This is a genomic window from Salidesulfovibrio brasiliensis JCM 12178, from assembly GCF_001311825.1.
Lineage (GTDB): Bacteria > Desulfobacterota > Desulfovibrionia > Desulfovibrionales > Desulfovibrionaceae > Pseudodesulfovibrio > Pseudodesulfovibrio brasiliensis.
The window spans coordinates 17,884-29,704 of sequence record NZ_BBCB01000033.1; the positions used below are offsets into that span (position 1 = coordinate 17,884).

At 62.2% G+C, this 11,821-nt stretch carries 9 protein-coding genes and 1 pseudogene; 8 read left to right on the top strand and 2 right to left on the bottom strand.

Going from position 1 to position 11,821, the window contains the following annotated elements; genetic code table 11:
* The first annotated feature begins 12 nt into the window (after window positions 1-12).
* A complete protein-coding gene (gene betB, locus JCM12178_RS09795; protein WP_054650938.1) occupies window positions 13-1,488 on the top strand; it encodes a betaine-aldehyde dehydrogenase in 1,476 nt (491 codons plus the stop codon).
* A gap of 97 nt (window positions 1,489-1,585) precedes the next feature.
* Window positions 1,586-2,545, top strand: coding sequence for an ABC transporter substrate-binding protein (locus JCM12178_RS09800; RefSeq protein WP_054650940.1), 960 nt, complete (start codon window positions 1,586-1,588; stop codon window positions 2,543-2,545).
* A 665-nt stretch (window positions 2,546-3,210) separates the two neighbouring features.
* Here JCM12178_RS09800 and JCM12178_RS09805 read toward each other — a convergent pair.
* Together JCM12178_RS09805 and JCM12178_RS09810 are read right to left on the bottom strand one after the other, a co-directional pair.
* Complete coding sequence (locus JCM12178_RS09805; protein WP_054650942.1) at window positions 3,211-3,441, bottom strand: cold shock domain-containing protein; 231 nt, start codon at window positions 3,439-3,441, stop codon at window positions 3,211-3,213.
* 40 nt (window positions 3,442-3,481) lie between these two features.
* Window positions 3,482-4,900, bottom strand: a complete 1,419-nt coding sequence (locus JCM12178_RS09810) for an ATP-binding cassette domain-containing protein (protein WP_054650944.1) — start codon at window positions 4,898-4,900, stop codon at window positions 3,482-3,484.
* On the opposite strand from JCM12178_RS09810, the gene JCM12178_RS20530 reads away from it, so the two are divergent.
* The 6 genes and pseudogenes from JCM12178_RS20530 (at window position 4,890) to purE (ending at window position 11,392) form a co-directional block, all read left to right on the top strand.
* Window positions 4,890-5,288, top strand: a complete 399-nt coding sequence (locus JCM12178_RS20530) for a DUF362 domain-containing protein (RefSeq protein WP_304611207.1) — start codon at window positions 4,890-4,892, stop codon at window positions 5,286-5,288. The genes JCM12178_RS09810 and JCM12178_RS20530 overlap by 11 nt on opposite strands.
* Window positions 5,215-5,913 (top strand): DUF362 domain-containing protein, encoded by a 699-nt coding sequence (locus tag JCM12178_RS09815; RefSeq protein WP_304611208.1) that lies wholly within the window; start codon window positions 5,215-5,217, stop codon window positions 5,911-5,913. The genes JCM12178_RS20530 and JCM12178_RS09815 overlap by 74 nt, the downstream gene beginning before the upstream one ends.
* A gap of 41 nt (window positions 5,914-5,954) precedes the next feature.
* Window positions 5,955-8,283, top strand: a pseudogene (hypF, locus tag JCM12178_RS09820) (carbamoyltransferase HypF).
* Window positions 8,284-8,663: 380 nt separating this feature from the next.
* A complete protein-coding gene (locus JCM12178_RS09825; protein WP_054650946.1) occupies window positions 8,664-9,551 on the top strand; it encodes a LysR family transcriptional regulator in 888 nt (295 codons plus the stop codon).
* Window positions 9,552-9,622: 71 nt separating this feature from the next.
* The gene (gene purD, locus JCM12178_RS09830) at window positions 9,623-10,900 is read left to right on the top strand and encodes a phosphoribosylamine--glycine ligase (RefSeq protein WP_054650948.1); all 1,278 of its coding nucleotides are present in this window, start codon (window positions 9,623-9,625) and stop codon (window positions 10,898-10,900) included.
* 9 nt (window positions 10,901-10,909) lie between these two features.
* A complete protein-coding gene (gene purE, locus JCM12178_RS09835; RefSeq protein WP_054650950.1) occupies window positions 10,910-11,392 on the top strand; it encodes a 5-(carboxyamino)imidazole ribonucleotide mutase in 483 nt (160 codons plus the stop codon).
* The last annotated feature ends 429 nt before the right edge of the window (window positions 11,393-11,821 follow it).

Here is an 11,821-nt window from a genome sequence, read left to right on the forward strand (position 1 = left end):
CGGGAGAAGCGCATGATACGCAAGAAAATGTACATAGATGGAGAATGGGTGGACGCCCGTTCCGGCAAGGAACGTGAAATCGTCAACCCCTTCGACGCCTCGGTGATCGCCACGGTTCCCGAAGCGGACCGCGAAGACACCAAGGCCGCCATCGCGGCCGCGAGACGCGCTTTCGATACGGACGGCTGGCCGGAAACCCCGGCCGCCGACCGGGCCCGCCTGCTCTTCAAGCTGGCGGACCTCATCGAACGCGACCGCGAGGAACTGGCCCGACTGGAAAGCCTCGACACCGGCAAGACCGTCGAGGAAAGCCGCTGGGACATGGACGACATCGCGGGCATCTTCCGCTACTTCGCCGGACTGGCCGACAAGGACGGCGGCGAGGTCATCGAGTCGCCCATCGCGGACACCACCAGCATGGTGATGCGCGAACCCGTGGGCGTGTGCGGACAGATTTCCCCGTGGAACTACCCGCTGCTCCAGGCCTCATGGAAGATGGCGCCCGCGCTGGCCGCTGGCTGCACCATTGTCATGAAGCCCAGCGAGATCACCCCGCTGACCACCGTCAAGGTCACGGAACTGGCCGAAGAGGCCGGATTCCCCAAGGGCGTGGTCAATACCGTGCTCGGCCCCGGCCCGGAAGTGGGCGCGGAACTCTCCGAGAGTCACGACGTGGACCTGATCTCCTTCACCGGCGGCATAGCCACCGGCAAGACCATCATGCGCGCGGCCACCACCAACGTGAAGAAGGTCGCCCTTGAACTGGGCGGCAAGAACCCGAACATCATCTTCGACGACGCCGACTTCGACCTCGCCGTGGATTACGCGCTGAACGGTGTTTTTTTCCACGCGGGCCAGATATGCTCGGCCGGTGCGCGCATCCTCGTTCAGGAAGGCATCCACGACCGCTTTGTGGAGGCCCTCAAGGAGCGCATGGCGCGCATCAAAGTGGGCAACGGCTTTGACGACGACACCCAAATGGGCCCGCTCATCTCCGCCGAACATCTGGCCAAGGTCGAGGAGTACGGCGAGATCGGCCGCAAGGAAGGGGCAACCCTACTGATCGGCGGCAAGCGCCCGGATGATCCTGCACTCAAGGACGGCTACTTCTACATGCCGACCCTATTCAGCGACTGCGAAAACGACATGCGCATCGTGCAGGAAGAGACCTTCGGCCCAATCATCACCGTGGAAAAGTTCAGCACCGAAGAGGAAGCCGTCACGCGTGCCAACAGCACCATTTACGGCCTGTCCGCCGGATTCTGGACCCGCGACCCGGACCGCATCGAGCGTGTCTCCAAGGCGCTTCGGTTCGGCACTGTCTGGATCAACGACTTCAACGTGTACTTCGTACAGGCCCCGTGGGGGGGCTACAAGCAGTCCGGCCTCGGCCGGGAGCTGGGCCGCATGGGTCTGGAAGAGTACACCGAGGTCAAGCACATATACCGCAACCATGCGACCAAGGCGCTGAACTGGTTCGGCGCCTAGAGTGCCCCGGCGGGGACGCCGGAGCATATTTTTCAACGAATGCGTCGAGCCGCCCCTGCGGCGGCTCCGCTTCGAAAACCGCAACAGAGGAGTTATGATGTTGGACCCCTTCAGGCGTATTCTCGTCGCCTTCATTCTCATCGCAGCAGTGTTCACTTTCAGCCTGCCCGCACAGGCCGCCCCGGAAAAGATCAAGATCGCCAGCGTCGGCTGGACCGGCGTGACCATCAAGACGGAGCTCGCCGTTTCCATCCTGCAGAATCTGGGCTACGAGGCCGAAAACGTCATGGTTTCCGTGCCCATCGCCTACAAGGCAATGGCAATGGACGAGGCTGACGCATTCCTCGGCAACTGGATGCCTTCCATGGCCTCTGTCGCCAACAAATATTTCGAGGACGGTAGCGTCATCAAATACGTGGCGAACATGCCCGGCGCACAGTACACCCTCGCAACCCCCACGTTCTGCGCCAAAGGCGGACTCAAGAGTTTCGAAGACATTGCCAAGTTCGGCGACAAGCTCGACTGGAAAATCTACGGCATTGAGGCAGGCAACGACGGAAACCAGATCATCCAGAGCATGATCGACAAGAACATGTTCGGTCTCGGCAAGTTCACTCTGGTGCCCTCCAGTGAAGCGGGCATGCTCGCACAGGTTCAGTCCTTCGCCAAGGCAGGCAAGTGGATCGTATTCCTCGGCTGGGCCCCGCACAGCATGAACGAACGCATCGACATGACCTACCTCACGGGCAGCACCAGCGAAACCTTCGGTGCCAACGATGGCACGGCCACCGTGTGGACCAACATCCGCGCCGGTTTTGAAAAGGACAACCCGAACGCCGCCAAGCTGCTGAAGAACATGACCTTCCCCATCTCCATGATGAACCAGATCATGACCACCCTGCACAAAGACGGCTCCCTGCAGCCGCGCTCCGCAGGTCTGCTCTGGCTCAAGGAGAACCCGGAAGTCTACAAGCGCTGGCTCGAAGGCGTGACCACCGCCAACGGCAAGCCCGGTCTGCCGGCAGTCGAAGCCTTCATCAAGGGTTACGAAAAGTAGACGTCCTTACCATAGTACCCCCGAACCATCCTCCCAAACACAGATGGTTCAAGGGCCCGCCTCGGCGGGCCCTTTTTTTGTTCGTCCAACACCTTGAACAAAAAGACACTATTCATCAAAGACCACAAAAAATGAACAAAGTGCACACAACATGTCAATTATGAGTTGACACAATGCCCCAACAGAGATAAACATACACTCAACAGTCAGTTCATCGGCACCAACAAAGGAGCAAGGCAATGCAAAAGCGATACTGCAGCTGCGGCAACCCGGTACACGTTCAATATATCAACCGAGGCGCCCGTCGCCGCCTCCTCTTCTGGGCCTTTGCCCGTGAAGGCGGAGCCACGACATGCACCTGCCCGCATTGCCGGAGAACGCTCAACATCAATGAACTGCGCTGAATCGTCTCAACGTACCGCTTCCGGCTCCCCCCAAACGCCGGAAGCCCCGGGTCGCGGTCCCGCCTTGCAACACAACCGCCGACCTCTCCCCTCTCTCGAACGCCCCGGACAACTGCCCTTGTCCGGGGCGTTTGCGGTACTTGAGATGTCAAGCTGGCGTGAACGTCAGTAGACGAACGCATTGCCCGCCATGACAAGGCACAAAAAAAAGCGCCCCGAACGGGACGCTGCAATGTATCAGGCTATAGGACGAGGCCGTAATCAGATGATGCTGCCGTAAGGGTTTTCCCCTTTTACCCGAACATCGACAGCCTTTGGCGCGGGACCGGAGTCCTTCAGGTCGAAGTCCACTTCCTCCCCCGGCTTGAGGGTCTGGAAACCGTCACGGAAAATCTCCGAATAGTGCACGAACACGTCGCCGCCGTCCTCGTCCGTAATAAAGCCGAACCCTTCGCGTTCGTTGAACCAGCTGACCTTTCCGTTGCGGCGCATATCCTTCCTCCGTTTGCCGACCATACACCGGGCCCGCGCCTCATGCAACGCCGCCCGTGTCGATTATCCGCCCATCATGTAGCGTCAGTCTGCGGTTCACTACAGCAGGAATATCCTCCTGCCTGTGCGAGACCATCAGCAGCGGAACGCCCTGCCGTGCGAACAGGTTCAGGGTCTCACGCATGGCCGCCCGCGATGCAACGTCAAGCCCGGACATGGGCTCGTCGAGCAGCAGGAGCCACGGCTCTCCGGCAACGGCCCGCGCCAACAGCACCCGCCGCCGCTGCCCGTGCGATAGAGTCTCCATCCGTCGATCCGCCACCGCCTCCAGCCCGGCAAACGCAAGCACGCTGCGCGCCCGCCGTTCATCATCCGCGCTGGGCGTTTCGTAGAGCCCTACTGTTCCGAAAAATCCCGAAAGCACCGTCTCCAGAACAGTGTCCCGACAGTGCGGATGCTGCGCGAACAGCCCATGCAGCTCCGGCGAAACCACGGCCATGCGCCGCCGATGTGCTTCGCCCGTCCCGGCTCCGCCGAAGCGCTCCACGCTCCCTTCGTCGGCATACGGGGCCACATCCCCGAGAATCAGCCGCAGGAACGTACTTTTCCCCGCGCCGTTGTCGCCGAAAACCGCCCAGTTCTCACCCGGCAGCATGGTGAAGTTCACCCGGTTCAGGACACGATGCCCGCCGACCACCACGTCGGCGTCACGTATCCGGACTATGTAGTCCATTTGCGGCACTGGGTGCACGGTCGCATATTCGCCAGATCCCATCGGGACAGCCTCGGAGCCCTGCCCTTTGGCCCCGAGCCGGACCGTCTCGGCCACGAAATCGGGAATGTCCTCCTTCCGGTGAGCCGTGACCACCAACGTGCAGCGATCGGCAACCCGCTCCAGAAGCGAAAGCGCGGTTTCCCGCGAGGCGGCGTCCAGCCCGTCAAGGCACTCGTCCAGCAACAGCACTTCCGGGTCACCCGCCATTGCGCGGGCCATCAGCACCCGCCGGAGTTGCCCAGTAGACATGGCCCCGGCACGCACCCGTGCCAGCCCTGCCGCATCCATAAGCCGCAGGGACTCCTGTGCGCGATGACGCAGCGCATCGGAGACCGGTTCATAAAGGAGCGGCGTGTCGAAAAACCCCGCCAGCACGATATCCAGCCCGAGCGCATGGCTGCCCGGCCCTTCGTAGAAGTCCTGCATGTCGCCCGAAACCATGGCCATGCGCTCCCGAAGTCCCAAAGGGTCCGACTGGGTTCCGGCCTCTGTTTCATACTGGCGCGATTCGACCCTGTCCGGGGGCATGTCGCCGCGCAGGACGCGCAGCAGCGTCGTCTTGCCCGCACCATTGGGACCGAGAAGCGCCACATGACGGCCCGGCTCCACACGAAATGAAACCCCGTCAAGCAGCCGGATGTCGCCGCGCGTAACGCTGACGCTGTCGAGTTGAATGCGAAGCATCCGTTCATGGTTCACCGAATCCACCGCCGTTGCAAGCGAAATGCGCCTTGCCATTCTTTCGGCCCACGGTCTACAATCCGGCACCATGGACATCAAGGTCGCCCTCGCCCGCATGATCGAATACGAATCCACGCTGCTTGACGCGGCAGTGGCAGCGCTGCTCGAAGACATCGGCTTCGAGGCACAACGCGGCGACCGCGTGCTGGTGAAGCCGAACCTCGTCAATTCCACCAATGCGGCGGTCTCCTGCACCAACCCGCTGGTCGTGCGCTCGGCGTGTCGCTGGCTGCTGGATCAGGGCGCGCGTGTCACCGTTGCCGATTCCCCCCGCCTTCGGCTCCGCCGCGCAGGTGGCCCGCGCTTCCGGTCTGGCGCGGGCGCTCAATGAAATCGGGCTCAAGGTCGCCACCCTCGGCAGGCCTGTCCAGACCAAACTCCCCTGCGGCGTGACCATCGGCGTCTCCCGCGACGCATTGGACGCCGGGACCATCCTCAACGTGCCCCGACTCAAGGCCCACGGGCAAATGCGCGTCACCGCCGGGGTCAAGAACCTCTTCGGCTGCGTGTGCGGAGCGCGCAAGGCACTGGCCCACAACCGCCTCGGCGATGCCCCCGAACGTTTCGTGTCCATGCTTGTGGACCTCGCGGAAATCCTGCCCCACGGCGCGACCCTGCTGGACGCGGTACACCCCATGCACAAATCCGGCCCCATCAAAGGCGAACCGTACCCCCTCGGGATGCTTGCCGCCTCGACCTCGGTCCACGCCGTGGACACCGCCGTGTACGACCTGCTGAATCTCACCCCCGCCGACGTCTCCCTCTGGGCCGAAGCCATCCGGCGAGACCTGCCGGGCGCACAGCCCGGCGACATCCGCTATTCCATGGAACAGCCGGACGGGTTCGACGCCTCAAACATGATTCTGCCCGACACCCTCGACCCGATACGCTTCGATCCGTTACGGGTTGTCAAAGGACGGCTGAAAAGTCTGAAAAAACGGCTTCTCGGCGACTAAGCCCCCTTGCGCACAAAAGATTGTGGGGCTACTCTCGGCGCATGACTCAGACGGGCAACGGCATGATTCGACGCAGATTCACCGTCACCGGACAGGTGCAGGGTGTGGGCTTTCGGCCCTTTGTTTTCCGCATCGCCGCAGAAAACGGCGTTACCGGAACCGTCCTCAACGGTTCGCAGGGCGTGGTTGCCGAGGCACAGGGCACAGCCGAACAGGTCAGCGCCTTTGGCCGCGATCTCGCGGAGAAAATCCCGCCGCTGGCCCGCGTGGTCAGCACCGACAGCGAGGACATAGAGCCCGTAAAGGGTGAGGACGACTTCACCATCATCGCCAGCGAGGGCGGCGAAGGCCATGACGTGCTCATCAGCCCGGACACCGCCACCTGCAAGGACTGCCTCGCGGACATGCGCGACCCGGAAAACCCGCGCCATCGCTACCCTTTCACCAACTGCACTAACTGCGGCCCGCGCTATACGATCACCCGGTCCATCCCGTACGACAGGCCCTTCACGTCCATGGCCTGTTTTCCGCTCTGCACCAGCTGCACAGAAGAGTACGAGAACCCCGCCGACAGGCGCTTCCACGCCCAGCCCAACGCCTGCCCGGACTGCGGCCCGCAGGTCTGGCTTGCCGACACAGAGGGCGAAGAGATTGCCCGTGGCGACAAGGCGCTCGGCCTGCTCGCCGGGGCGCTGCGAAAAGGGAGCGTTGCAGCGGTCAAGGGACTCGGCGGCTACCACCTCGCCTGCGACGCCACGAATGCCGACGCGGTTTCGCTTCTACGCCAACGCAAAAACAGGCCGGACAAGCCTCTGGCGGTCATGGTGCCTGACATGGACGCGGTGCGCGAACTGGCCGAGGTCATGCCCGAGGAAGAGGCGTGGCTCACCGGCAAGGAGCGGCCCATCGTGCTGCTTTCCAAGCGCGACGACTGTCCGCTTCCGGACGAGGTGGCCCCGGACACGAATTTCATCGGGCTGATGCTGCCCTACACACCGCTGCACCACGTGCTCTTCGAGCACCTGCGGGAGCAGGCCCCGGAACGGCTGCCCGCGTTGGTCATGACCTCCGGCAACATGAGCAGCGAGCCCATCAGCCTTGGCAACCGCGAGGCCTTTGCCCGGCTTGGGGACATCGCGGACCGCTTTCTTTTTCACGACCGGGACATCCTCATCCGCTGCGACGATTCGGTGATGCGCATGAACCCCTACTCCGGCTGCCCAATCATGCTGCGCCGGGCAAGGGGCTTCACCCCGGCCCCGGTCTTTCTGGAAGACGATGGCCCCTGCGTGCTCGGCACCGGGCCGGAACTCAAGTGCACCCTGACCCTGACCAAGGGCGACCTCGCCTTCCCGAGCCAGCACATCGGCGACATGGAAAACCTCGAAACCTACGGATTCTACAAGGAAATTCTCGCTCATCTGCAAGATATCCTCAAAGTCCGTCCCGAGCGCATCGTTCGCGACCTGCACCCGGACTACATGACCAGCACGCTGGCCGACGAGCTGGCGCAGGCCATGGACATCCCGGTGCTGACGCTCCAGCACCACTACGCGCACATTCACGCCGTACTTGCGGAAAACCGCGTGGAGGGCCCGGCCGTGGGCATCGCCCTCGACGGCACCGGCTACGGCGAGGACGGCACCATATGGGGCGGCGAGTGTCTGTATGTGGATTCAAGACATTGGATCACGAGCGGCTGGCCCGCTTTGCACACCTGCGACTGCCCGGAGGGGAAGCTGCCGTGCGCGAGCCGTGGCGCATCGCCCGCGCCGCGCTCTGGGACATGGGCCACCGCGACCCCGAATTCTGGTGGCCGTGGCTGGCGAAACACGAAGCCGCAGACCGCTTTCTGCCTCAGCTTCTGGAAAAAGATATCAACTCGCCCCTGACCAGCAGCTGCGGCCGTCTCTTTGACGCGGCCTCGGCCATGATCGGCCTGTGCAGCACGGTCAGCTATGAAGGACAGGCCGCCATCCGACTGGAAAAGGCGCAGGACATGACCGAGCATTCGGCATACCCCTGCCCGCTCCTTCTCGACGAACAACCCGCTGTGCTGGACACCCTCGCCCTGCTCGACGCAGTGCGCGAGGACGCGCAAAACGGCGTGCCCCCCGGCGTCATCGCCCGCCGCTTCCACCTCGGCCTCATCAACGGCCTCGCCGAGATGGCCGCCGCCGTGTCCGAAGCCCTCGGCATCAACGCGTGGCCCTTTCGGGCGGGGTGATGCAGAATCTGACCATCGCGGCGGAACTGCCCATGGCGCTGGAAATGATCGGGCTGGAAGTCTTGATGCATACGCAGGTGCCGCCAAATGACGCCTGCATATCGCTCGGTCAGGCGGTCTGGGGCCGCAAGGCCGACATCTGACAGACAGGACAACACACAAAAGGAAAAAACCCCGGCAAGCCGGGGTTTTCTCGTTGGGAAATCCGTCGGAAGGAGAGTGAAAGGAGACGGATTCCCCTATGGTCAGTTACGGTCAGGAGGCACGGCCGCCATTATGCGGTCTGGGATACCACGGCCTCATGAAGGAGGAGGAGAGCCGGTGGTCGTCGGCGCGTCGGGTCAAGTGCTTTTCTGCTCCACAGCGAGGTAACGCCGACCAACTTCCAAGCGAGCACGTCGTATGCGGCCCGGCCTGTGCCTGAAATGCGGTCAGGAGGGAATCTAGTTGCTTTCCGTCATGCAATCCAATAATTAAGTTTTATCATGTTCATCATGAAATTTTATTGAGATTGGAAGGGCGTATGGAGCTGTATCAATTACGAACTTTCGTCGCCGTGGCCGAAGAAGGGCACCTCACCCGCGCCGCCGAGCGACTGCACGCCAGCCAGCCGACCCTGAGCAACCACATCCGGTCACTGGAGCGCGATATCGAGATGGCCCTGTTCATCCGCACGCCCAAGGGAATGGAGTTGACGCAGGCGGGCAAGCGGCTTCTGGAGCGGGCCCGAGTAGTCCTGCGCGCGGCCGACGAGTTTACGGCCGAGGCGCGGTCCATGGGCGAGGAGCTGGCGGGCGAAGTCCGCATCGGCCTGAACACGGACGCCGACTATCTGCGCATCGTCCCCCTGCTCTCCCTGCTGGCCGACATCCACCCCCGCATCACCCTGCAGTTCTATCAAAGCTCAAGCGGCCTGATTCTCGAATCGCTCAAAAAAGGCACCCTCGACGCCGGGTTCATTTTCGGCACCGCACATCCACCGGAGATCGAGTCTCGCCATCTGGAACAGACCGTCTATTACGCGGCCTGCTCCGAAGAATGGGCCGACCGGGTCCGCGAAGGCGGATTGAAGGAAATGGCCTCGTTGCCGTGGATCAAAACCGCCAAGGACTGCCCCTGCCAGAGCCTGCTGGACCGCATCTTCGAAGCCAAAGGGCTCAGGGCCGAGACCACCATTCAGGTGGACGGAGACGAAGTGACCAAGCTGCTCGTGGCCTCGGGCCGAGGTGTGGGCATCCTCAGGCGCGACGAGGCCGAAGCCGCAGGCCGCATCGGCAGCCGCGTTTACTGCCATCCCGTTGAAGGGCTAGAAACCCCGCTATTCCTCGCCTTCCAGCGCCGCCGCGACCGCGACCCCGTCCTGCGCGCGGTCATCGACGCGGTCCAATCCGTATGGGAGGAGGACGAGTAGGTCGAGCTTGAAAAAAACGGCATTTTCCAATACACACCACGCATCGCAACACCCCAAACAGGGAGCGCTCAATGAAAGTTCTGGTTGTCGGTTCCGGTGGCCGCGAGCACGCACTGTGCTGGAAGCTCGCCCAAAGCCCCAAAGTAGACGAAATCCTCTGCACGCCGGGCAACGGCGGCACGGCTCAGGTCGGGGAAAACATTCCCGTGCCCGATGACGACATCCCGGCCATCGTCTCGCTGGCCAAAGAGCGCCGCGTGGACCTCGTGGTGGCAGGCCCCGAACTGCCGCTGGTGCTCGGGCTCGAAAACGCCCTCTCCAAAGAAGGCATCCCCTGCTTCGGCCCCAACGCCTACGCCGCAAACCTCGAAGGCTCCAAGGCGTTCTCCAAGAACGTCATGCACGAGTCAGGCGTCCCCACCGCACCCTTCCGCGTCTTCGACGAATACGAAAACGCCCGCAACTTCGTGCGCGAAAAAGGCGCCCCCCTCGTGGTCAAGGCCGACGGCCTCGCCGCAGGAAAAGGCGTCGTCGTTGCTCAGACCGTCGAAGAGGCCGAAGAAGCCCTGCACGACATGATGGTCAAAAAGAGCTTCGCCTCCGCAGGCGACCGCGTGGTCGTCGAAGAGACCCTCACCGGCGAAGAAGCCAGCTTTCTCGCTTTCTGCGACGGCGAACACTACGCCCTGCTGCCATCCAGCCAGGACCACAAGGCCGTCTACGAAGGCGACACCGGCCCCAACACCGGCGGCATGGGCGCTTACAGCCCGGCACCGATTCTCCCCGAAGAGAAATACGCCGAGACCGCCGAATCCGCCATCGCCCCGATCCTCAAGCACCTCGCCGCCAAAGGGGAACCCTTCAAAGGCATCCTCTACGCAGGTCTCATGTTCGACGGCGACACCCCCAACGTGCTCGAATACAACGTGCGCTTCGGCGACCCCGAATGCCAGCCCCTGCTCATGCGCCTCGACACCGACATCGTGGACGTCATGCTCGCCTGCATCGAAGGACGCCTCGACCAGATCGAAGTCAAAGTCAAACCGGAAACCGCCATCTGCGTCGTCATGGCCGCCAAAGGCTATCCCGGCTCCTATCCCAAAGGCATGGAAATCAACGGCATCGACGAAGCCGACAAGCTCGAAAACGTCAAAGTATTCCACGCCGGGACCAAGCTGGAAAACGGCAAGATCCTCTCCTCCGGCGGACGCATCCTCGGCGTCACCGCCCTCGGCAAGGACCTCGCCGAAGCCAAAAAGCGCGCCTACGAAGCAGTGGATAAAATATCGTTCGAAAACAGCTACTACCGCCGGGACATCGGCGACAAAGGCCTCAAACGACTCGCCTAGGAGGAAAACATGCCCCAAGTTGCAATTTTCATGGGTTCCATCTCCGACGAAGAAAAGATGCGCCCCTGTTCCGACCTGCTGAATGAACTCGGTGTCGACCACGTCTTCACCGTGTCCAGCGCCCACCGCACCCCAGAGCGCACCGCAAAACTCGTCTCCGAACTCGAAACAGACGGCGTGCAGGTCTTCATCTGCGCAGCAGGCCTCGCCGCACACCTCGCCGGTGCAGTGGCCGCCAAAACCACCAAACCGGTCCTCGGCGTGCCCCTCACCGCCTCCCCGCTCGGTGGCATGGACGCGCTGCTCGCCACCGTCCAAATGCCCCCCGGCTTCCCCGTCGGAACCCTCGCCCTCGACAAAGTGGGCGCCAAAAACGCCGCATGGCTCGCAGCACAAATCATCGCCCTGAACGACGACGCCATCGCCAAGAAAATTCAGGAAGCCAGAGACGGCTTCAAGGAATCCGTGGAGAAAGCGGCGGCAAGTCTTTAATATAGTTGATGATGCCTCCGGCGGGCAGGGCGCTGCCCTGCACCCGCCAAAGGGGATAATCCCCTTTGGAATCCTTGGGTTGCCAGACAGCTTGAAACGCCCTGAGAAATGCACGCAGTGCATTTCTCAGGGCGTTTCAAGCTGTCTGGCGGGACTTTGGGGTTTTCGGGTTCAGGGTGCTGAGTGAGCAGGGAGGGAAAACAGAGCCTTCCTCATGGAAAAACGAAACCATTTTTGACTTACGGAAAGGCCAAGAAGCTTCACCGGGAACACATTTGCATTATTATTAATCAACGTCTGTCCTATCCTCTGTCCCGCCTATTCGTCGTATCTTCCACGAAGCCAAATCATCTCAACCAGACCAACGCTCAAGCCGACCACAGCCCTCACCCGGACAATTGACCAACAGCGTGGGCAACGCCCAACCAT